The organism is Pelagibius sp., assembly GCF_028281305.1.
Classification (GTDB): domain Bacteria; phylum Pseudomonadota; class Alphaproteobacteria; order Kiloniellales; family Kiloniellaceae; genus Pelagibius.
In genome coordinates, this window is record NZ_JANQKD010000096.1 from 82,267 (window position 1) to 102,966 (window position 20,700).

At 65.5% G+C, this 20,700-nt stretch carries 18 protein-coding genes; 7 read left to right on the plus strand and 11 right to left on the minus strand.

Features of this window, described 5'->3' with window-relative positions; translation table 11 throughout:
* The first annotated feature begins 50 nt into the window (after positions 1-50).
* Both Q0982_RS18780 and Q0982_RS18785 read left to right on the plus strand, forming a co-directional pair.
* The gene (locus Q0982_RS18780) at positions 51-677 is read left to right on the plus strand and encodes a TRAP transporter small permease subunit (protein WP_299398085.1); all 627 of its coding nucleotides are present in this window, start codon (positions 51-53) and stop codon (positions 675-677) included.
* A complete protein-coding gene (locus Q0982_RS18785; protein WP_299398087.1) occupies positions 677-2,047 on the plus strand; it encodes a TRAP transporter large permease subunit in 1,371 nt (456 codons plus the stop codon). Before Q0982_RS18780 ends, Q0982_RS18785 begins: the two co-directional genes overlap by 1 nt.
* A gap of 98 nt (positions 2,048-2,145) precedes the next feature.
* Here the strand turns inward: Q0982_RS18785 and Q0982_RS18790 are convergent, their stop codons facing one another.
* The 6 genes from Q0982_RS18790 to Q0982_RS18815 form a co-directional block, all read right to left on the minus strand.
* Positions 2,146-3,270 (minus strand): DUF2336 domain-containing protein, encoded by a 1,125-nt coding sequence (locus Q0982_RS18790; protein ID WP_299398090.1) that lies wholly within the window; start codon positions 3,268-3,270, stop codon positions 2,146-2,148.
* Between the two features lie 237 nt (positions 3,271-3,507).
* The gene (locus tag Q0982_RS18795) at positions 3,508-4,266 is read right to left on the minus strand and encodes a hypothetical protein (protein ID WP_299398092.1); all 759 of its coding nucleotides are present in this window, start codon (positions 4,264-4,266) and stop codon (positions 3,508-3,510) included.
* Between the two features lie 102 nt (positions 4,267-4,368).
* Positions 4,369-5,253: an SUMF1/EgtB/PvdO family nonheme iron enzyme gene (locus Q0982_RS18800; protein WP_299398095.1), complete on the minus strand. Its 885-nt coding sequence runs from the start codon at positions 5,251-5,253 to the stop codon at positions 4,369-4,371.
* Positions 5,254-5,361: 108 nt separating this feature from the next.
* Positions 5,362-5,790, minus strand: a complete 429-nt coding sequence (locus tag Q0982_RS18805; protein ID WP_299398097.1) for a universal stress protein — start codon at positions 5,788-5,790, stop codon at positions 5,362-5,364.
* 26 nt (positions 5,791-5,816) lie between these two features.
* Positions 5,817-8,414 carry a TRAP transporter permease gene (locus Q0982_RS18810; RefSeq protein WP_299398099.1) on the minus strand — a complete coding sequence of 866 codons (2,598 nt, stop codon included), beginning with the start codon at positions 8,412-8,414 and terminating at the stop codon, positions 5,817-5,819.
* 104 nt (positions 8,415-8,518) lie between these two features.
* Positions 8,519-9,499 carry a TAXI family TRAP transporter solute-binding subunit gene (locus Q0982_RS18815; protein ID WP_299398101.1) on the minus strand — a complete coding sequence of 327 codons (981 nt, stop codon included), beginning with the start codon at positions 9,497-9,499 and terminating at the stop codon, positions 8,519-8,521.
* 416 nt (positions 9,500-9,915) lie between these two features.
* Here Q0982_RS18815 and Q0982_RS18820 point away from each other — a divergent pair, with 416 nt between their 5' ends.
* Both Q0982_RS18820 and Q0982_RS18825 read left to right on the plus strand, forming a co-directional pair.
* Positions 9,916-10,383 (plus strand): DUF2946 family protein, encoded by a 468-nt coding sequence (locus Q0982_RS18820; protein WP_299398102.1) that lies wholly within the window; start codon positions 9,916-9,918, stop codon positions 10,381-10,383.
* A 111-nt stretch (positions 10,384-10,494) separates the two neighbouring features.
* The gene (locus Q0982_RS18825) at positions 10,495-11,052 is read left to right on the plus strand and encodes a copper chaperone PCu(A)C (RefSeq protein WP_299398104.1); all 558 of its coding nucleotides are present in this window, start codon (positions 10,495-10,497) and stop codon (positions 11,050-11,052) included.
* A 4-nt stretch (positions 11,053-11,056) separates the two neighbouring features.
* On the opposite strand, the gene Q0982_RS18830 is transcribed toward Q0982_RS18825, so the two are convergent.
* Both Q0982_RS18830 and Q0982_RS18835 read right to left on the minus strand, forming a co-directional pair.
* Positions 11,057-11,914 carry a 3-keto-5-aminohexanoate cleavage protein gene (locus Q0982_RS18830; protein WP_299398105.1) on the minus strand — a complete coding sequence of 286 codons (858 nt, stop codon included), beginning with the start codon at positions 11,912-11,914 and terminating at the stop codon, positions 11,057-11,059.
* Positions 11,911-13,266 carry an aspartate aminotransferase family protein gene (locus tag Q0982_RS18835; RefSeq protein WP_299398108.1) on the minus strand — a complete coding sequence of 452 codons (1,356 nt, stop codon included), beginning with the start codon at positions 13,264-13,266 and terminating at the stop codon, positions 11,911-11,913. The genes Q0982_RS18830 and Q0982_RS18835 overlap by 4 nt, the downstream gene beginning before the upstream one ends.
* A 345-nt stretch (positions 13,267-13,611) precedes the next feature.
* Between Q0982_RS18835 and Q0982_RS18840 the strand changes: the two genes are divergently transcribed.
* Positions 13,612-14,127 (plus strand): adenine phosphoribosyltransferase, encoded by a 516-nt coding sequence (locus Q0982_RS18840; RefSeq protein WP_299398110.1) that lies wholly within the window; start codon positions 13,612-13,614, stop codon positions 14,125-14,127.
* Between the two features lie 182 nt (positions 14,128-14,309).
* Entirely contained in the window at positions 14,310-16,511 is a 2,202-nt protein-coding gene (locus Q0982_RS18845; RefSeq protein WP_299398113.1) for a PAS-domain containing protein, read from the plus strand.
* 19 nt (positions 16,512-16,530) lie between these two features.
* On the opposite strand, the gene Q0982_RS18850 is transcribed toward Q0982_RS18845, so the two are convergent.
* On the minus strand, positions 16,531-17,778 hold the full coding sequence (locus Q0982_RS18850) for an amidase (RefSeq protein ID WP_299398115.1): 1,248 nt from the start codon (positions 17,776-17,778) through the stop codon (positions 16,531-16,533).
* A 217-nt stretch (positions 17,779-17,995) separates the two neighbouring features.
* On the minus strand, positions 17,996-18,307 hold the full coding sequence (locus Q0982_RS18855; RefSeq protein WP_299398118.1) for a hypothetical protein: 312 nt from the start codon (positions 18,305-18,307) through the stop codon (positions 17,996-17,998).
* Between the two features lie 291 nt (positions 18,308-18,598).
* Between Q0982_RS18855 and Q0982_RS18860 the strand changes: the two genes are divergently transcribed.
* Complete coding sequence (locus tag Q0982_RS18860) at positions 18,599-20,011, plus strand: amidase (RefSeq protein WP_299398120.1); 1,413 nt, start codon at positions 18,599-18,601, stop codon at positions 20,009-20,011.
* A gap of 4 nt (positions 20,012-20,015) precedes the next feature.
* Here Q0982_RS18860 and Q0982_RS18865 read toward each other — a convergent pair whose 3' ends face one another.
* Positions 20,016-20,597 carry a TIGR02281 family clan AA aspartic protease gene (locus Q0982_RS18865; protein WP_299398123.1) on the minus strand — a complete coding sequence of 194 codons (582 nt, stop codon included), beginning with the start codon at positions 20,595-20,597 and terminating at the stop codon, positions 20,016-20,018.
* Between the last annotated feature and the right edge of the window lie 103 nt (positions 20,598-20,700).

Consider the following 20,700-nt stretch of genomic DNA (forward strand, 5'->3'; position numbering starts at 1 on the left):
CTTCGGCTCAGCCGCAGGAAACTCCAAGCAGCAGAGGGTGGGATGACATCATGGAACTGCTGATGCGCGTCAGCGAGGGCCTGGACCGCATCATCGTCAAGGTCGGCAAGATTGCCGCCTGGGCGGGACTGCTCCTGATCCTCGTCACCGTCTTTGACGTGGTGACCCGGCGCTTCTTCGTTCTCGGCTCGACGAAGCTGCAGGAACTTGAGTGGCACCTTCACACCATCCTCTTCGCCTTCTGCCTGGGCTTCGCCTATCTGAAAGACGCGCACGTGCGCATCGATCTGGTACGCGAAAATCTCAGCGAGCGGACTCAGTGGTGGATCGAGCTCGCAGGCTGCCTGCTCTTTCTCATCCCCTACTGTGTCTTGGTGATCTACTTCTCAATCGACTACACCTACAAGTCCTTCGTCTCCAACGAGGTCTCGGCTTCGGCCACCGGCCTCACCCATCGCTGGATCATCAAATCGGCGATTCCGCTGGGCTTCACCTTGCTGGCCCTCAGCGGGGTGGCCGTGGTGCTGCGCAAGATCGTCGAGCTCTTCGGGCCCGAGGACCTGCGCGAAAAGGTGCACGACATCGAGGAAGCAGAGGCCGAACACCTGGACCAGATGACCCCGGCCCAGTTCGGTGAGGACGAAAACGATAAAAGCAATAAAGAGGAGCGGCGCTGATGGACTTCTACATCGAAGACTACCTGCCGCTCTTCATGTTCGGCGCCCTGGCCATCCTGCTGTTCAGCGGCTATCCCGTTGCCTTCGTGCTCGGCGGTATCGGACTCGCGTTTGCCTTTGTAGGCATATTCTTCGAAACCTTCTCTTTTATTCAGTTGTTCAACATTCCACTGCGTATCTGGGGTGGCATCGCCGAGAACCTGGTGCTGACCGCCATTCCCATGTTCATTTTCATGGGCACCATGTTGGAGCGCAGCGGCGTGGCCAGCGACCTGCTGCACTGCCTGCAGGTCCTGCTGCGCCGGGTGCCGGGCGGCCTGGCCCTGTCGGTCACGCTGATGGGCACCATCATGGCGGCAACCACGGGCATCATCGGCGCCTCGGTGGTGATGATGACCCTGCTGGCCCTGCCGGTCATGATGAAACAGAGCTACAACAGCCCGCTTGCCACCGGCACGATCGCCGCATCGGGAACCCTGGGCATTCTCATTCCGCCCTCGATCATGCTGGTGATCATGGCCGATCTGCTGGCGCGCTCGGTCGGCAATCTATTCGTGGCCGCCATCATCCCGGGCTTCATGCTGGCCAGCTTCTACATGCTCTACATCCTGGTGCTCTGCCGCTTCAAGCCGCAGCTGGCCCCGCCGCTGTCAGCGGATGAAGGACCGGAGTCGCTGGCCGGCCTGCTGCTGCTGGTGCTGCGGTCTTTCATTCCGCCGCTGTTCCTGGTGTTTCTCGTGCTTGGATCCATCGTCTTCGGCTGGGCGACGCCGACGGAGGCGGCCGGCGTCGGCGGTGCCGGCGCGATCCTGCTGGCGATGCTGAACCGGCGGCTCAGCTTTGCCGTGCTCAAGGAGGTGCTTGAACGCGCGGCGCTGACCGGTGGCATGCTGTTCGGCATTTTCATCGGCGCCACCTGTTTTGCCCTGGTCTTCCGGCAATTGGGCGGAGAACATCTCGTCATAGAATTGGTCGAGAGTCTCGGCTTCGGCTCCTGGGGGCTGCTCTTCATCCTGATGGGGATCGTCTTCTTCCTCGGCTTTTTCTTCGACTGGATCGAGATCACGCTGATCGTGCTGCCGGTCTTCGCGCCGATCATCGCCGAACTCGACTTCGGCGAGCACGTGCAGGGCGTCGAGGTCATCTACTGGTTCGCCATCCTTCTGGCGGTGAACCTGCAGACTTCCTTCCTGACGCCGCCCTTCGGCTTTGCCCTGTTCTACATGAAGGGGGTGGCACCGCCCGAGGTGAAGATCCAACAGATCTACAAGGGCATCATCCCCTTCGTGCTGCTGCAGCTGACGGGGCTGGGCCTGGTGATCGCTTTTCCGGAGATTGCCCTCTGGCTGCCGCGCGTGCTGCTGGATTAGCGACGCCGGCTCATCGCCTGAAAACAGCGAACGGCGCCAACCCTCGCGGGCTGGCGCCGTTCTTCCTGCTCACGCCAGGTCTAAAGCGATAGATCCGGTCAGGCTGCCAGCTGGTGCAGCTTGGACATCAGGTAGTCGATGTCATCCTGGGTCATGGTCGAGGACGGGTCCTCGAACTGGGTCAGAAGGCGCTCGATAACGCGGCTCACGAAACGCTCGCGGTCGTTGCGCCCGCCGTCGTAGTCCTCTTCTTCCAGGATGGTGACCGCGGTGTTGACGGCGGCCAGCAGGCGCGGCGGCATCTTGGCCTTCTGGTAGATCGACCGCAGGCCAAGATCCCCCTCGTCATGGATCAGCATCCGCGCGTTCTTCAGGGGCACGTTGGCGAGACGGGCCATGGCCGCCTCAAAGAACGAGAGGTCGCCGACGCAAAGCGCCCGCATGATCAGGGAGGCCGTCAGACGGCCGTTCACGTGCAGTTGGAAGACCAGTTCCTCCAGCTCTTCGTCGGACGAGCCGCGGCTCAGCAGGCTGACCGTCGCGCGCTCGCGCGTCTGGAGGATCAGGTTGCTGGCGGCATCGCTGGAGAGATTGTGCTTGCTGACCAGGTAGTCCTGCAGCTTCTCCGACATCGCAGCCACCAGCTGCTCGGAAATACTGGCCGGAAGTTGCGAACGGCGCGCCAGCGAGTCCGACACGGCCTCGCTTTCATCGTAGTCGCTGAGAACGCGGCCAAGCGCGTCTTCGCTGAGCTGGGCACCTTCGTTTGCGACCAGCCGTGCCACGGCAGTCTCGTTGCCGGTATCAATCAGGGCATCGGCGACGGCGCCCGAAACGGTTTCCCGCTGGGCGATGGCGACCTGCTTGGCGTCAGCGTTCTCGCTGCGCAGGATGGCGATCAGATCGTCGTCGGTGAGAACCTCGGAAAACTTCAGAACCGGCAGCGCCACGCTGTCCACATCCTGGGCGAGGCTGAGGGCAATATCGTGGGGCAGGTCGGCCGTGGTCTTCAGGTTCGCGGCAAGGGCCTCGCGCACGCGGGTTTCCGCGTCCTGGGCCAGCTTGCGGAAGATCTCCTCGGCGATCTGGCGTTCCGCATCCGTCATGCGGGGATGCTTGCGGTCGTACTGCGCCGCGATCTTGGAGGTGGTCTGCGCCCGCACCGCCGGCGAGGGATCCGCCATCAGGCGTGCAACGTCGCTTTGGGAAAGATGTCCTGTCATGTGTCTCTCGATCAGCCCGCTTTTTTTGCTCGCCCGTAATGGTGAGGCGGCCCTGCAGCCTCCACTCGACCATAGGCGGCAGTCCCACCTCAGCAGTATGGGCGAGCGGCGTTAATTCATGCTTAAAATTTCCCGATATAGGCGGCCTCCGCCGCCAGCACCGTAGGCAGCGCAATCCGCCCCGCCGGGCGGCTGGGCCCTCGATTTTCAATCTGGGATTGAGCAAAAAGCGCGGCTTTATTGCCGGTCGAGCAGCACCTTCGCGACAGCCTGGATCTGCCGATCCAGATCGATGTCGAGGTAAGAGGTGACTTCCAGGTCTCGGTCCTCAAAGACGTCGCGATCCGCATAGAGCTGCTGCCACTGCGCGATCTTGCGGTCGCGGGCCTCCACGAGATCGATGATCTGCGGCTTGTAGAGCTGAACCATGCCGGTAATCCAGCGGTTCACGGGCCAGGAAGGCTGGGCGTGGTCGATCTTGAAGTAGTCCAGCAGGACAGAGACGTCCTCGGCGCTGTACCAGATCTCGCCGGTGACCCAGCGGTTCACGGTGAAGATGCGAAACGGCAGACCGGCGGGGGTCATGGAAACCGCGATCAGATGGCTGAGCGCGTCGTTGGGGTCTTTCGGAGCGACATAGCCCGCGATCTTTGCAGGCTTGATTCCCGGGGGCATGCCCTTGGGCCGGACAAAGGTATGGAAGTGGCCGTGCTCGCCCTCGAACCGCTGCTCGGGCGCATGGGCGTGATAGTAGAACTGCCCGTGGGTCTCATGGTCGTAGACATCACCCGGCGGGTAGTGGTCCCACTCGTAGAAGGTGCCGTTGTTTTTCAACAGCTCGCCGACGATGTTGTCGCCGGTCTTGGCGAGGATGCGATGAACCTCCGCGACCTCGCGTCCGGCCTCGGCCATGGCCTCCAGGGCCTCGGTGGAGAGCTGCTCCAGCGCGATACCGTCGTCGAGGGCGCTGTCCTTGATCTGTGCTTCGCTTCTCATCGCTTCTGATACCTACTGACCCCGGCCCGCCAATGCGAGCCCTCTGCGCATCACTTCGCCGTGAAGCCTCAGAACCCTAGGCACCGGCATATCACGATAACCTTAATCCACGATGAGACGAAAGCCGATGAGTATGTGTTTCAGGTCGCGGGGGCGGCCGTGCTGGGCCGCGGGCCGGCAGACCCCGCAGCCGCTGTCGTCCCAGGAGCCGCCCTTGACCAGGAAGCGCCCCTCCCCTTGTGGACTGGCGGTCCACTCGAAGACCTGGCCGGCCGCATCCAGCAAGCCATAGGGGCTGGCGCCGGCCGGGAAGCTGCCCGCCGGCAGCGTGTCGAAGGGGCCCTGGTCGTGACTGTTGAGGCGCGCCGGGTCCCAGTCATCGCCCCAGGGGAAGCGGCGGCCGTCGTCGCCGCGGGCGGCCTTCTCCCACTCCAGGGCGCTGGGCAGGCGCCAGCGCCGGCCGGTCTCGGCGCTCAGCCAGGCGGCAAAGGCCTCGGCATCGCCATGAGAGACCAGCACCACCGGGTGGTCCTCCCGCCCCGGCGGCGGCCGCCTGCCGCGCCAGGCATGGCGGCGGGTGCGCTCGTAAGGGTGGATCAGGCCGTAGCCGGCCCAGGTCTCAGGATCGACATCGGGCGCCGGATGCCCGCTGTCCGCGACGAAAGCGGCATAGAAGCGGTTGGTGACCAGTCCGCGGGCGATGGTAAAGGCCGGCAGCGTCACGGGCCCCCGCGCGCGCTCCCCCTCGTACCAGCGGCCCTCGCGGGTGCGGCTATGGCCGTAGGCGGCCTCGTCCAGCAGGTAGGCGGCTTCCCGCTCGGCCCGATCGGACCCGGCGATGAACGGCCCGGCAGGCACGGCGATCACTTCCGGCATCCGCCAGCCAGCAGCACCCGCCACGGCCGCCGTCGCAGGCAGGGCCGCCAGCGCAGTCAGCCCGCAGAGCAAGGCCCGTCTTGATGGAAGGATCGGAAGACCGCCAGCCATGGTACGAGCTTAGCCAGGTCTACCCCGGGCGATCCACCAACGGCTCATCACGATTTGGACAGGAGAGCCGGCCAACAGCGCCGTAGCTGCGCCCGCGTGCCCCTTGCGCTAATCCCGCACCACGGTGACCGAGCAGTTGGCGTGACGCACCACGCGGGCTGCGTTGGGGCCGAGGAGATAGTCCTGCAGCTCGGGCCGGTGGGAAGCCATGACGATCATGTCCACCGGGTGCTCCCGGGCGAAGCGCAGGATCTCCTCGTAGATGGTGCCGTGGGCAACCACGTGCTGCACCTCGATATCGCCGGGGATGGCCTCCTGCACGAAGGCATGGAGTTGGCTGTTGGCCTCCTCCAGCGCCTGTTCCTCGAAGTTGGCCGGAAAGAATCCGCTGACGATGCTCATGCCGAAGTCCGGCACGATGGTCATGACGTGAAGACGGCTGTGAAACGCCTTGGCCATCTCCACCGCCGCCGTCACCGCCTTTTGCTGGGTTTCCCGGTTGCCCAGGTCGACCGGCAGCAGAATATCCTTGAACATAACCTTCGATTCCCCCTTGGCGATGACTAGGCGGTGGCCTCGGCCAACTGTTTGCGCCGGCGCCCCCGCTGCATGACGATGATCAGCGCCAGCAGCAACAGTGCCGGGACGTACATCAGTTGCTTGGGCAGCTGGTCGGCAGGTTCTTCGACAACCACAATGATCTGGCCGAAGTCGAGACCGGTTGCCTGGGCCGGTGAGTCGAACTCTGCATTGTCGACCTCGACGACATCGCCATCGATGAACAAGAAGAGCCCCGCCGAGGTCAGGCGCTCCTCGCCCGTCTCGCCCTCGCCGAGCGGCAGAACGGCGACGAAACTGCGCGGGTTGCCGACCGCGTCCTCACCGTCGACCCGCAGACGCAACTGCTCGCCCGCCTCCATGCGGTCGGCGGCGGCGACGATCTGGTTCGGCGCCACCTCCTGGGTCGGCGGCGAGACCATGTCCATCCAGAAGCCGGGCCTGAAGAGGGTAAAGGCGATCAGCAGCAGCAGCACCGTCTCGTAAATGCGGTTGCGCGCCAGGAAGAAGCCCTGGGTCGCCGCGGCGAATATCAGCATCGCCGCCGTCGCCACGATAAAGACCAGGATGCCGCCGCCCCAGCCGACATTGATCAGCAGCAGATCGGTGTTGAAGATGAAGAGGAAGGGCAGCGCCGCCGTGCGGAGGCTGTAGAAGAAGGCGACGAAACCGGTCTTGATGGGATCGCCGCCGGACACCGCCGCCGCCGCGAAGGACGCGAGGCCGACCGGCGGCGTCACGTCGGCCATGATGCCGAAGTAGAAGACGAAGAGGTGCACGGCGATCAGCGGCACGATGAGGCCGGCGTCCTGGCCCAGCTGAACGATCACGGGCGCCAGCAGCGAGGACACCACGATGTAATTGGCCGTGGTCGGCAGCCCCATGCCGAGGATCAGGCTGAGCACCGCCGTCAGCAATAGGATGAGAACGATGTTCCCGAAGGAGAGGATCTCCACCATCTCCGCCAACACGAGGCCGACGCCGGTCTGCGACACCGCGCCGACGATGATGCCGGCGGTCGCCGTGGCGATGCCGATGCCGATCATGTTGCGGGCGCCGGTGATCAGACCGTCGATGAGCTCGTTCCAGCCCTGCCTGACCGCCGCCGAAAGATCGCCGACCTTTCTGAAAGCCGCGAACAGGGGACGCTGGGTCAGCAGGATGAACATCATGAAGGCGGTTGCCCAGAAGGCCGAGAGCGCCGGAGAGAGCCGCTCCACCATCAGGCACCAGACCAGCACGATCACCGGCAGAAGGAAGTGCAGGCCCGACTTCACCGTCGGCCCGGTCTTCGGCAGCGACACGACGGGCGCGTTGGGATCATCCAGTTCCAGCTCCGGATAGGTGGAGCAGAACCGCACGAGGCCGACGTAGACCGCGATCAGGAGGGCCGCAATGACAAAGCCCGCGGCATCGCCGAAGGCCGGTTTGATCCAACCCAGGCCATAGTAGACCGCGACCGCGACGGCAGCGGTGCCGAAAGCGCCGATCAGGAACCCGGTGATGGCCACCATCCAGGGCTTCGGCTCCGATGCCCGGGGCAGCCCCTTCATGTCCGCCTTCATCGCCTCCAGGTGCACGATGTAGACCAGCGCGATGTAGGAGATCAGAGCCGGGATGAAGGCGTGTTTGACCACCTCGAAGTAGGAAATGCCGACGTACTCGACCATAAGGAAGGCTGCTGCGCCCATCACCGGCGGCATGATCTGGCCGTTCACCGAGGAGCCCACCTCGACGGCGCCCGCCTTCTCCGGCGAGAAGCCGACCCGCTTCATCATCGGAATGGTGAAGGTGCCGGTGGTCACCACGTTGGCGATGGAGGAGCCGGAGATCAGGCCGGTCATGGCCGATGCGACGACCGCCGCCTTCGCAGGCCCGCCGCGGTAGTGGCCCAGCAGCGAGAAGGCGACCTTGATGAAGTAGTTGCCGGCGCCGGCCTTGTCGAGCAAGGCGCCGAAGAGGACGAAGAGGAAGACAAAGCCGGTGGATACGCCCAGCGCGATGCCGAAGACGCCCTCCGAAGAGATCCACTGGTGGTAGGCGACCGCGCCGAAGCTGGCGCCTTTCCAGGCCAGGATGCCCGGCATATTCGGGCCGCCGAAGGTGTAGAGCAGGAAGATGATGGCAACGATCATCAGCGGCGGCCCCAGAGCCCGCCGCGTCGCCTCCAGCAGGAGCAGGATGCCGAGGCAGAAGACGATGATGTCCACTGTGTTGGGGTTGTTGGGCCGGGCCGACAGCTCGGTATAGAACAGGAAGTTGTAGGCTGCGGTGAAGGCGCCGATCAGCGCCAACGCCCAATCCTGCATCGGAATGCGGTCGCGCGGCGAGCGCTTCAGGGCCGGATAGGCAAGAAAGGCCAGAAAGACCGAAAACGCGAGATGGATGGAGCGCGCCTCGGTGTCGTTGAAGACGCCGATGCCGATGGCGAAAGGCAGAGGCGATGCGATCCAGACCTGAAAGAGCGACCACAACAGCGCTGCACCGAGAATCACCTTACCGGTCGGCCCGATGGGATTGCGCGCTCCAGTATCGGTCGAGGCGACCAGATCCTGAAGTTCTTCATCCGACATAGGCGTGCCGGCTGGTTTTTGATCGCTCATGCTGTCCCCCTCGTCATGTCCCCGACGTCCGGCTTCCCCGCCGGATTATGATTGTTCGGGAAAAATTGAGGGCGGAGCCGAGGCCCCGCCCTGCATCGGCTGGATTACATCCAGCCGCGTTCCTTGTAGTACCGCACTGCGCCGTCATGCAGCGGGGCCGAGAGGTTGTTGGTGATCATCTTGCCTTCTTCGAGGTTCGCGAAAGCCGGATGCAACCTCTTGAACCGATCGAAGTTGTCGAACACCGCCTTCACCATCTGATACACGGTTTCCTCATCGACATTGGTCGAGGCGACGAAGGTCGCGCCGACGCCGAAGGTCTGCGTGTCGCTGTCGGTACCCGTGTACATGCCGCCGGGAATCGTCGCCGTTGCGTAGTAGGCGTTCTCGTTCACCAGCTTGTCGATGGCCGCACCGGTCACCGGAACCATCACGGCCTCACAGGAGGTGGTGGCTTCCTTGATCGAGCCGTTGGGATGTCCGACCGTGAACACGATGGCATCGATCTTGTTGTCGCAGAGGGCCTGCGACTGCTCGGCCGACTTCAGCTCGGAAGCGAGTTTGAAGTCGTCCATGGACCAGCCCATCTCCTTCATCACGACTTCCATCGTGCCGCGCTGACCGGAGCCGGGATTGCCGACGTTCACCCGCTTGCCCTTCAGGTCGTCGAAGGACGTGATGCCGGAGTCGGCGCGCGCAACAACGGTGAAGGGCTCCGGATGCACGGAGAAAACCGCCCGCAGCTCTTCGTAGGCGCCGTCCGGGAACTGATCCGGCGCGGTGCCGTTATAGGCATGGAACTGCCAGTCGGACTGTGCCACGCCGAGGTCCAGATCGCCCGAGCGGATGCCGTTGATGTTGGCCACGGAGCCGCCCGTGGTGTGGGTGCACTTGATGCCGTGGTCCTTGGTGCCGCGGTTCACCAGGCGGCAGATCGAACCGCCGACCTGATAGTAGACGCCGGTCTGTCCGCCGGTGCCGATGGTGACGAATTTCTCCTGCGCCTGCACGGTCGCGGGGGCCGCCGCCAGAAGGGCAGCCACCGAGACGCCCAGAACGGTAGACTTCAGAGTAAGATGCTTCATCAGTTCTTCGCTCCCGACCTTTTCGGTCTGAGTTGATAGTAGTGCCTGACAGGCCCGCCTCGGCGGACCGGCCGCTCTCCCCCCGATGTGACAATCAGGTGCACGCTCGGAACGAATTCTGAGGAACGACGCAGAGCCGCGCGTCCGGGCCTTTTGCGGTCCGGCCGGCTGTCTCCCGGCGGCGTAAGATTTAACGCTGCGCGTCGCAGAATCGCTGTTCCCTGTGCCATGGGCCGGTGATTGGCTCACCGTTCTTATGGGCCTATTCAACACAGTTCCGCTGCTCAATGTCCACCCCGTTGTTGTGGGCGTACAATCCGATTTACGAGAGAACAGATGTAGAATTCAACTTGCGGCGCTCTGTCGCAAGGCGGGCGCTGGCTTCGCTCGGAAATCTGCCCTATCGTCCGCATGTTATGGCAGGCAGGGCTGGTAAACTCGGGACGGTTGAGCGCGGGAAACCACAGGTTTTTCGCCGGGTCACCGCCGTTCTGGCCGTTGTTGCCCTCTGCGGGCACGGCCTGGCGATGCTGGTCACCGGGGCGCTTCTGCCCCACGCGCAGGCCCACGCCTCCGATTCGGCACTGTTCATCGAACTCTGCACGGCCGAGGGCGTGGTCCTGGTTCGGGTGGAGCAAGGGGTGGAACAGGAGGCAGACCCGGGTGCCGGCGACTCGCCGGACGGGCATGGCGGCCACCCAAACTGGCATGACTGCCCGATCTGCACGGTCTTCCTGCAGCAGGTGCTGGTGGCGCCGGCAAGCCAGGCCCTGGTGCTGGACGCGCCCGCCGATGCGGCCGTCAATCCGGCCGGCATCCTCCCCTCACCCCGGCTGACAATCGCCTACGACTGCCAGGCCAGAGCACCGCCGATCAGCGCCTGAGCGCAGCTTTCCAGATTCGCAACAGACCTCGTTTTCATTGCCCGGCCGCACCGCCAGCGCCTGGGCCGCCGGCAGGTCGCCGGCCCAAGTGTTTCAGGAGACACCTGACCCATGACCATGTTCAAGCTTTCCCTCTCGGCGTTTTCCGTCCCAGCCGCCGTCATCGCCGCGGGCGTGCTCTTCGGCGGCCCCCTGCCCGCCGCGGCGCACGACTTCAAGGTCGGCAGCCTGATGATCGACCACCCCTGGGCCCGTGCGACACCCGGCCAGGCCAGAAACGGCGCCGCCTATATGACCATTCACAACGGCGGAGCCGCCGGCGATCGCCTCGTCAGCGCAAGCGCCGAGGTGTCCCAACGCGTCGAACTGCACAACCACATCAACAAGGACGGCGTGATGCAAATGCGCGAAGTGGAGGCCATCGAGGTTCCGGCCTCCGGCATGACCGAGCTCAAGCCGGGCAGCTTCCACGTCATGTTCATGGGCCTGAGCGCACCCTTGAAGGAAGGCGACAGCTTCCCTCTGACGCTCACCTTCGAGCAGGCCGGCGACCTCACCGTGACCGTAAACGTCGAGAGCGTCGGCAGCATGGGCGGCATGGAGAAAATGGACCACGGAACCATGGACCACGGCGATATGCACCATGGCGAGGGCGCCAAAACCAACTAGCCGCTTAGGCCTCTCCCCGCATCAGGCGGCGCGCAGTCGCGGCATCGGCCAAGGGCCGGCCGATGATCCGCGCCGCCGCCGCGGCGGCGGTCACCAGTTCCGCGTTGTCGGCCGCCAGCGCGCCGGAGGCCAGATAGAGATTGTTCTCGAAGCCGATCCTGGCGTGGCCGCCCAAAGCGGCGGCTGTCGTCACACAGGCGTTCTCCCTCGGCCCGAACGCGCAGACCGCCCAGGGCAGCGCTGCTGCTTCCGGAGCCGCCTGCCTGGCCGTCATGAACGGCAGCAGGTCCGCCGGCTGCGAGCGCTGGCCCGGCGTGTAGCGCCCGAGAACGAAAAGAAGGAAAGCCGGCCCGGGCGGGACTACGCCGGCAGCCTTGAGAGCGGCAAAGCGGGCCAGATCGGCGGCGTCGTAGAGAATGTACTGCGGCAGGATGCCCGCCTCCGCGAGCCAGGCGAGGAAGGGCCCGGCCTCCGCCTCGCTTTCTGCATCGGGAACGATCTCGCGCACCGCCAGACTCACCGCCTCCGGCTGAAGGTCACGCACCATCGCCATCTGCTGCGCTGGCGTGTAGATTCCGACCGCCTCGCTGGTCACCTGGATAACCAGGTCGTCGCCCACCGCATCGCGCACGGCGGCGATCGCCTCGCGGTAGGCGCCCGGGTCCAGACTGTGCCTTTCTTTGTCGTCGCGGACGTGCAGATGGATCATCGCCGCCCCGGCCTTCAGCGCCGCGGCGGCGGTGTCCGCGATCTCCGCCGGGCGGATCGGAACCGCCGGATGGTCTTTCCGCGTTTTGCGCGCGCCGTTCGGCGCCACCGTCAGGATCAGCGGCGGCCAGTCGGCAGTCTCGGGCAGGCTCATGCCGGCCCCGCAGCCTGCAAGGCCGGCATCTCTTCCAGCGCCGCGTCGATGGCACTGCCCAGCTTGTCGACCAGTTCCTCAAGATGCTCCGGGCCGACAATGAAAGGCGGTGCCAGGAGTACGTGATCACCGCGCTGCCCATCGGCCGTTCCGCCGCCGGGATAGCAGACAAGTCCCTCCGCCATGGCCCGCTTCTTGATCCGGGCATTCAGCTTCAACGCCGGGTCGAAGGGCTCCTTCCCGGCACGGTCGGCGACCAGTTCCAGACCGATGAAGAGACCACGGCCGCGGATATCACCCACATGATGGTGGTTTCCGAAACGGGCCTCAAGCGCCGCGCGCAGGGCCGCGCCCTGGTCGCGCACATTGGCCAGGAGATCTTCCGATTCGATGGTCTGTTGAACCGCCAAAGCGGCGGCGCAGGCGGTGGCATGGCCGATGTAAGTGAAGCCATGCTCGAAGGCGCCCGAGCCGGCGGCAATGGTGTCGTAGATGCGCTGCGCGGCGAGCACTGCCCCGATCGGCTGATAACCGCCGCCCAGGCCCTTTGCGCAGGTCAGGATGTCCGGCGCAATGCCGTCCTGCTCGCAGGCATAGAGGCTGCCGGTGCGTCCCATGCCGCACATCACCTCGTCGAGGATCAGAAGTACGCCATGACGGTCGCAGATCTCTCGAACGCGTTTGAAGTAGCCGGGCACCGGCGGCACCACGCCTGCGGTCGCACCCACTACCGGCTCGGCAATGAAGGCCGCCACGGTTTCCGGCCCCAGGCGCTGGATCTCCGTCTCCAGCTCTGCGGCCGTCCGCTCCCCATAGTCCTCTGCCGTCTCGTCCGGACGCTGGTGGCGGTAGGCGTAGCAGGGCGCGATGTGGCTGGCCGGCATCAGCAGCGGGTCGAAAGCAGCGCGCCGGGCTGCGTTGCCGCCCACCGCAAGGGCACCCAGGGTGTTGCCGTGATAGCTCTGCCGGCGCGCGATGAAGCGGTGCCGTTCCGGCTGGCCGTTTTCCAGGTGGAACTGGCGGGCCAGCTTCAGGGCGGTCTCGTTGGCCTCCGACCCGCCGGAGACGAAGTAGACCCGGCCCAGTCCGTCCGGCGCCCGGGTGATCAGGTGCTCGGCCAGCGCTTCGGAGGCTTCATTGGTGAAGAAACCGCTGTGCGCGTAGGCGAGGCGGTCGACCTGCGCCTTGATCGCCGCCACCACAGCCGGGTGCCCGTGCCCCAGGCAGGAAACAGCCGCGCCACCGGAGGCGTCCAGGTATCGGCGGCCCGTCTGGTCGATCAGATAGGGCCCCTCTCCCGAAACAGCCACGGGATAGGACGCCTTGGTATGGCGCGGGAAAACGTAGCTCATGATCCGGAACTCGCATGTGGAGTGAGTCATATGGAGGCTCACAGTTGACACCCCTGATCGATTGCGGGCAAGCCTCCAAGGGTTGCGCTGGGCGCAAAGCTGCCCGGAACGCCAGTCGCGTGGACCGCGGGGATCTGACAGAGCAGGGCCGTGGAATCGCGTCCCGCGCGTTGTCTCGGCGCGGCCGGCACATTAGGATGCGCGCGCCCGGTGCCTCGGCGCGACCGGAGGATGCGCGCGCCCGATGTGTCGGGCAATGGGGGCAATCGACCCGCACACCGGGCCAAGCAGCAGGGCCAGGCAGCAGGGCAAGACACACGTCAAAAGGGGGCAGCAGGCAGCACCATGAATCTGAGAGAACACATCCGTCCGATTCCGGACTTTCCGACCCCCGGCATTCTGTTCTACGACATCTCCCCGCTGCTCGCGCATCCGGGCGCTTGGCAGGCCACGGTCGAGCGGCTTTCGGACATCGTTCGCGAACACAAGCCTGACGTCCTGGCCGGCATCGAATCCCGCGGCTTCCTGGTGGCGGCACCGCTTGCGCTTAAGTTGAATCTGGGCTTCGTCATGGTCCGAAAGAAGGGCAAGCTGCCCGGTGCGACGATCCCCTACACCTACGACCTTGAGTACGGCAGCGACACCATCGAGATCCAGTCCGATGCGGTCGCACGCGGCCAGCGCGTGTTCCTGCTGGACGATCTGCTGGCGACCGGCGGCACCATGAATGCGGCAGCAAAGCTGCTGGGCTCGGCAGGAGCTGTCGTCACCGGTGCGGCCTGCATCATCGAGCTTACCTTCCTCAAGGGCCGGGAGAACCTGGACATTCCGATCGACACCCTGCTGGCCTATGACAGCTAGAAGACGGGCTCACGCAGGCGCAAACTCTAGGTTGAGTTTTGTCAACGCCTTTAGGATCGCTTAACCACACTAGGGTATCAGTCTAGCCTCGCGCCCTCTCTCCGGCGCCGGCAGCGCGGGCAGCATCTGCCAGCGCCGCGCCAAGTCCGGTGAGAGCGCCTCGCAGTCGGGTTGATGCCTTCATGCCGTTTGGCGATACGCAGTTCTCTTTCGCAACGGTGATATTGGTCACCGCCATGGCGCCGGCCATGCTGGCCATCATGACGCTCACCCTGGCGCGCCGCGGCGACTCCGCGCCGGCGCTGACCTGGTGGTCGGCGGGCCTCGGCATCGAGGCTCTCGGCCTTGCCGCGCTCGCCGTTTCCGCCTGGTACTGGCCAGCCTGCGCAGTGGCCATTCACGAGGGCAGCCAGGCGGTGACCGCCGTGCTGCTGCTGGGCGGATCCCTCAGCTTCCTCGGCCACCGCATCTACCTGACCCCGCTGCTGCTGGCTGCTGCCGGCATTCTCGTCGTCACCGTTGGTTGCCTGATCCATTCCGACATGCCGCTGCCTGTGTTCCTGGCCCTGCGGCTGGGCGCCATCGCCGCTGTTGGTGCGGCCGGGCTGCTCTTCTGGCGCCGCTACCGCAGCGAGCAACGCCTCATATCGATCATCTGCGCAGGGCCGCTGCTGATCTTCGCCACATACCTGTTGACTGAACTGACGCAGATCTCCACCTCTCCTTCCTGGAACGCGGTTCAGATCGACAGCGAATGGCGGGTGATCCTGCACACCGGCATGACTCTTCTCTGTATGGTGTGCCTGATCTCCGCCGTGCAGGAAGCCCTGCAGAGTGCGAAGGCCTCGGCCGAAAAAGCCGCCGACAGCAAGTCGAAGCTGGTGCATGCGATCGTCGAAAGCCTTCCCGTCGGCGTCTGCATCTTCGATTCCGAGCTGCGCCTGGTCGTCTTTAACCGCGAACTGAGCAAGCTGCTCGGCATTCCCTATGACCTGTTGCGCAGAGGCATCACCTTCCAAGACCTCGTGCGCTTCAACGCCGAGCGCGGCGAGTACGGCGAGATCGACATCGAAGAGGAGATCCGCCGCCGCACCTCGATCCTGCTGGACAACCAGCAATCGCGCATGGAGCGCGTGCGCCCCGACGGCAGCGTGCTGGAGATGCGCACCCGGCGCCTCGCCAATGGTGCCTATGTGATGGTCTATACCGACATCACCGAGACCAAGAAAATCGAAGAAGCGCTGCGCAAGAGCGAGCAGCGCTACGCCCTGGCGCTGCAGGGCGCGAACGAAGGCATCTGGGAGTGGGGCGACGAGATCAACGGCATCTACGTTTCCCGCCGCCTGAGGGAGATAACCGGCATCGCAGGCATTGGCCCGACGGTGCCCGCCGCAGAATGGTTCGAACGGGTCCATCCTGAAGACCTGAGGACCGTACGCCAGCTGATCCGCGAACACCTGCGCGGCGACAGCGAATACTACGATCATGAATACCGGCTGCGCGGCGACGACGGGCAGTATCGATGGGTCAGGGCCAGAGGCCTCGGACAGCGGGGGCCGGACGGCCGCGTCTACCGCATGGCCGGCTCGCTCAGCGACGTGACGCAGCGCAAGATCGCAGAGCAGGAACTGATGAGTGCCAAGGAGGCCGCAGAGTTCGCCAACCGCACCAAGGGCGAATTCCTGGCGACGATGAGCCACGAACTGCGCACGCCCCTCAACGCCATCATCGGGTTTTCGGAGTTGATCGACAAGCAGGTCTTCGGACCGGTCGGGCACGACAACTACCGCGACTACATCCGCAACATCCACGAAAGCGGCAGTCACCTTCTGGCGATCATCAACGACATCCTGGATGTCTCCAAGGCCGAGGCGGGGATGATCGACCTGCATGAAGAAGAGGTCGATCTGCGTGACGTGGTCGCCTCCGGGCTGAGGCTGGTCGGCCCGCGTGCGCGCGACAACGGGGTTGCCCTTGAAAGCGAGTTTCACAGTCCCCTGGCCCTTGTCAGGGCCGACCAGCGCCGGCTGAAGCAGGTTCTGATCAATCTCCTGTCCAATGCCGTCAAATTCACGCCCGCCGGCGGGCGGGTGTTGGTGCGGGCCTGGGCGACGCCCGGGCAGGGCGCCGGCTTCGAAGTGGCCGACGACGGCATCGGCATCGCGCCGGCGGATCAGGACCGTGTGATGGAGCCCTTTACCCAGGTCGAATCGAGCCTCAGCCGCAAGCACGAAGGAACCGGCCTGGGTCTGCCGCTCTGCCATGCGCTGATGGAGGTCCACGGCGGCCGCATCACGCTTGAAAGCGAACTGGGCAAGGGCACGCGGATCTCCGCCCTGCTGCCGGCGGAGCGGGTCAGCAGCAAGACCGTCGACGCGGCCTGAGCCGCCCGGACGGCCGCCGCTACGACACCGGGTCTTCCTCGCCGCTGCGGCAGAGCGCTTCGGCAAAGGCCAGGAGGTCCTCGTCGGCGCCGTAAGGGGCAATGAGGGAAAGCCCCACGGGGCAGCCCTCGACCCGGGCCAACGGCAGCGTGACCTGCGGCAGGCACGAGAGGCCGGAGATACTGGTCAGGCATAGGACGGCGCTGCGGTGGGCACGCAAGGCCTCGGCATCGCCGTCATCGCGCGGAGCGATACCCGGAGCCGTCGGCAGCACCAAAAGGGCGTCGTCGCCCAGAAGCTCCGTCAAGCGGGCGGTAAAGACGTCCCGCAACGGCCGGGCGATCTTCGCCTGCTCTTCGGTAATGCTGTGCGCCCAGTCGAAGCGCTCCTGGACCTCGGGCCCGAACGCCGGTTTCGTCTCGGCAATCCAGCGTCCATGGGTGGCGACGATCTCGCGGGCCTGGAGATGGCGGAAGTGCCACATCCAGTCTTCCAGGCTGAGGTTCTCTCCTGCGGCCAGGACCACACTGCGCGATCCGATGCGCTGGTTCAGTCGCTCGATCAGCGGCACCAGCGCCGCCTGAACGGCCGACGTCGCCAGCGCCAGGGCGTCTTCGGCGACCAGCAGGCGCTTCCAGCGCTCAACCCGGCCACCGGAGGTCCCCAGCAGCACCAGACCGACGCGCCGCAGCAGCTCTGCATCGCGGGCAAACCACCCGACCGTGTCGAAGCTGGGTGCCAGAGGCATGACACCGGTCAGGGAGATGCGGTCGTGGCTGGGCCGCATGCCAAAGAGGCCGCAATAGCTGGCGGGAATGCGCACCGAGCCGCCGGTGTCGCTGCCCAGCGCCGTATCGGCCAAGCCGCCCGCCACCGCGGAGGCTGAACCGCAGGAGGAACCGCCGGGAATGCGCCCGGGCGCGTTCACATTGGTCGGCGTGCCGTAGTGATGGTTCTGACCGTTCAGGCTGAAGGCCAACTCATCCGTTACGGTCTTTCCGACCAGCCGGGCCCCGGCGTCCAAAAGGGCGCTCACCGTCGGCGCATGGGCCGTCGCGGGCCCGTGGGTGCGCATCCAGTCCGGATTGCCGCAGCCTGTCACGTAGCCGTCGATGTCGAAGATGTCCTTCGCCGCAAAACCGAGCCCGGCCAGAGGGCCAGTGCCGGCACCTTCTATCTCCGGCTGCGGTGCCGGTACGAAGGCGCCCAATGCGTCCCAGGGAGGTCGACCCTCGTCAAGGCCGGCAAACGGGTCCTGGTCGTTCATGCGCTCCCCTCTCAAGACGGATGGCTTCAAAGGCCGCCCGGGACGCCTTCGCGCCCCTGCCGTTCCACCAACTCCGGATTAAGCTGAATCGGCTCTGCGAACAACTGTGCTGTGCGGGGCCCCGGCATTCCCGGCGGCCCCGATGCCAGAGTCCCGATGCCAGAGTACCGGTGCCAGAGTCCCGGTGACAGAGTCCCGGAGCCGCAGTCTGGCCGTACTAGGTCGCCGTCTCGTCGATGTCCGGATCCTCCGGCTTGCGCGGGGCCTGCGGATCCTTGCGCCGGATGATGATGTCGCCGTTGTCGAGCATCTCCGGAAGCTCATACTGTGGTATGCTGTCGACCAGAAGCCGAAGCGCGCGCATCATCTGCTCCAGGCCTTCGCGCGCCAGTTCACCCGGTTCCTCGCTCTCGGTGAGCTGCCGGTCGGCGGCAAAGGCCGTGCAGCAGGGCGCCAGAGCGACACCCGCTCCGGACAACAGGGCCACCGCAAAAGCGGCAGGAATGAAGGCTTTTCGTGACGCGCGCATAGTCGTTCTCCGCTTCAAGAGGCTCGATCTCACAACGCGTGGGGCCGGACCCCTATTCCACCTTTATTCTAGCCTACACGCAGAAAGTGGCCAGTTTCGGGCAAACAGCCGCGGCGAAACGAAAATCGTCACGCCATGCATACGCCCGGGTCCCGCTTCTCGACAGACCCCGCTTCTCGACAGACCCCGCTTCTCGACAGACCCCGCTTCTCGACAGACTCTGGCCCGCCATGCCAGGAATCGCGTCCGGAGACGGCAGTTGCAGACAGGCAAGAGGGGCCCAGCCAGCCTATGAGCACCGAGATTGCAATGATGACGGCCAACGCGCTGTTGGCGGCCTACCGCGCCGCAGAGCTGTCGCCGGTAGAGGTCACCGAGGCGGTTCTCAAGAGGATCGAGACCGTCAACCCCGCCCTCAACGCCTTCAATGTGATCGATGCCGAGGGTGCCCTGGCGGCAGCGCGGGAGTCGGAGGAGCGCTGGCGCCTCGGTGCGCCGCGCGGCCGTCTGGACGGCTGCCCCGCGTCCGTGAAGGACATCCTGCTGACCCGCGGCTGGCCGACCTTGCGCGGCTCCAAGGCGATCGACCCTGCGCAGGACTGGGCGGAGGATGCCCCTGCGGTCGCCCGGCTGAAGGAGCACGGGGCCGTCATCCTGGGCAAGACGACGACGCCGGAGTTCGGTTGGAAGGGGGTGACCGACTCGCCGGTCACCGGCATCACCCGCAACCCCTGGAACCCCGAGACGACCCCGGGCGGCTCCAGCGGCGGCGCCGCAGCGGCCCTGGCGTCCGGCATGGGCGCCCTGGCGCTGGGCACCGATGGCGGCGGTTCCATCCGCATTCCGGCCGCCTTCACCGGAACCTACGGCATCAAGCCCTCCTTCGGGCGGGTACCGGCCTATCCGCTGAGCCCCTTCGGCACCGTCTCCCATGTCGGGCCGATGACCCGGAGCGTCGACGACGCGGCGCTGCTGCTGTCGGTGCTGGCCGAGCCCGACCCCCGCGACGCTTACAGCCTGCCTTACGATGCGACGGACTACATGAACGGCCTCAACGACGGCATCGAGGGGCTGAAGGTCGCCTATGCGCCGAGCCTCGGCGGTCATACCGTGGACCCGGAGGTGGCGGCGCTGGTGGCCAAGGCCGCCTGGAGCTTCGCCGACCTGGGGGCCGAGGTGGAGCTGGCCGAACCGGATTTCTCAGGCGCCGATGCCGTGTTCCGCTGCCTCTGGTATGCCGGTGCGGCGAACCTGATGCGCCGCTTCGATGCCGCGGCACAGGCGCAGATGGACCCGGGCTTCCGCGAGATCGCCGAAGACGGTGCCCGCTATGGCCTGCTCGACTATCTGGAGGCGGTTGCCCGCCGCGAAGCCTTCATCGTCGAGGCCAACCGCTTCCACAGCGACTACGACCTGCTGCTGACGCCGGCCCTGCCGCTTTCCGCTTTCGAGGCTGGCCTCGAGGTGCCGGCGGAGAGCGGTATGACCCGCTGGCCGGACTGGACGCCCTTCAGCTATCCCTTCAACCTGACGCAACAGCCCGCAGCCGCCCTGCCCTGCGGTCTTACCACCCAGGGCCTGCCGGTAGCCCTGCAGATTGTCGGGCCGCGCTATGCCGATGCTTTGGTGTTGAGGGCCTCACGCGCCTTCGAAGCGGCCCACCCCTGGCGCTTCCCCGACCTCGGCCAGACACTTGCAGCGTGAGGCGCTACCAGGTCAGAATCATCGTGTCGCCGCGGAACTCGTAGCTTTCAAAGCGTTTCAGGAAGCTCATCCCGAGGAGCGATATGGACCCCGGGGCTTCGCCGACCGACGCGGGCAGGTCGTAGAACTCCAACTGGCCGATGCGCACCGAACGCAGTTCCACCGGGGCGGCGCGGATCTCTCCATTGGCTGTCTCGTAGCGTTGACTGAAGGTCAGACGCTCTTTGGACCAGCCGAGAGTCTCCGCATCCTGGGGAGTCAGAAAGATCGAGCTGGCGCCGGTGTCCACCAGAAAGCGGATGACCTCTCCGTCCACGGTCGCGTCGACCATGAAGTGGCCGTGAGCGCCGGCCTTGAGGACGATCTCGCTGCCACCCTGAGAACCGGCTTGTGCGCCTGCACCGGGCACCGCCGAGACCTGCGCCGCAGGTTCTTCAGGATCGCCAAGATCGGCCATCCCGTCGTTGCGATCGATCAGCAGAACGACCACGAACCCGATGACCACGACAGCGGCGGCCAGCCGCAGGGTGTGGCCGAGCAAGCCGGTGGAAACGACCGCGCCCCCCTCGTCCCTGTAGTCTGCCATGACGGCTCCTCTCTGCCGCGATCCTGCCGAAGGCGGCTCGCGCCGGCCCCGTCATCCGGTGGCAGAATCCCGGTGGTCTCCCCCGAGAAGCGATCATCGTGGA

Coding starts and splice junctions, on each gene's coding strand:
- Q0982_RS18805 (WP_299398097.1), bottom strand. CDS start 5,790: ATGTTCAAGGATATTCTGCTGCCGGTCGACCTGGGCAACCGGGAAACC.
- Q0982_RS18850 (WP_299398115.1), bottom strand. CDS start 17,778: ATGAACGACCAGGACCCGTTTGCCGGCCTTGACGAGGGTCGACCTCCC.
- Q0982_RS18795 (WP_299398092.1), bottom strand. CDS start 4,266: ATGAGAAGCGAAGCACAGATCAAGGACAGCGCCCTCGACGACGGTATC.
- Q0982_RS18845 (WP_299398113.1), top strand. CDS start 14,310: ATGCCGTTTGGCGATACGCAGTTCTCTTTCGCAACGGTGATATTGGTC.
- Q0982_RS18840 (WP_299398110.1), top strand. CDS start 13,612: ATGAATCTGAGAGAACACATCCGTCCGATTCCGGACTTTCCGACCCCC.
- Q0982_RS18780 (WP_299398085.1), top strand. CDS start 51: ATGGAACTGCTGATGCGCGTCAGCGAGGGCCTGGACCGCATCATCGTC.
- Q0982_RS18810 (WP_299398099.1), bottom strand. CDS start 8,414: ATGAGCGATCAAAAACCAGCCGGCACGCCTATGTCGGATGAAGAACTT.
- Q0982_RS18830 (WP_299398105.1), bottom strand. CDS start 11,914: ATGAGCCTGCCCGAGACTGCCGACTGGCCGCCGCTGATCCTGACGGTG.
- Q0982_RS18820 (WP_299398102.1), top strand. CDS start 9,916: ATGGCAGGCAGGGCTGGTAAACTCGGGACGGTTGAGCGCGGGAAACCA.
- Q0982_RS18860 (WP_299398120.1), top strand. CDS start 18,599: ATGAGCACCGAGATTGCAATGATGACGGCCAACGCGCTGTTGGCGGCC.
- Q0982_RS18800 (WP_299398095.1), bottom strand. CDS start 5,253: ATGGCTGGCGGTCTTCCGATCCTTCCATCAAGACGGGCCTTGCTCTGC.
- Q0982_RS18865 (WP_299398123.1), bottom strand. CDS start 20,597: ATGGCAGACTACAGGGACGAGGGGGGCGCGGTCGTTTCCACCGGCTTG.
- Q0982_RS18835 (WP_299398108.1), bottom strand. CDS start 13,266: ATGAGCTACGTTTTCCCGCGCCATACCAAGGCGTCCTATCCCGTGGCT.
- Q0982_RS18815 (WP_299398101.1), bottom strand. CDS start 9,499: ATGAAGCATCTTACTCTGAAGTCTACCGTTCTGGGCGTCTCGGTGGCT.
- Q0982_RS18825 (WP_299398104.1), top strand. CDS start 10,495: ATGACCATGTTCAAGCTTTCCCTCTCGGCGTTTTCCGTCCCAGCCGCC.
- Q0982_RS18855 (WP_299398118.1), bottom strand. CDS start 18,307: ATGCGCGCGTCACGAAAAGCCTTCATTCCTGCCGCTTTTGCGGTGGCC.
- Q0982_RS18785 (WP_299398087.1), top strand. CDS start 677: ATGGACTTCTACATCGAAGACTACCTGCCGCTCTTCATGTTCGGCGCC.
- Q0982_RS18790 (WP_299398090.1), bottom strand. CDS start 3,270: ATGACAGGACATCTTTCCCAAAGCGACGTTGCACGCCTGATGGCGGAT.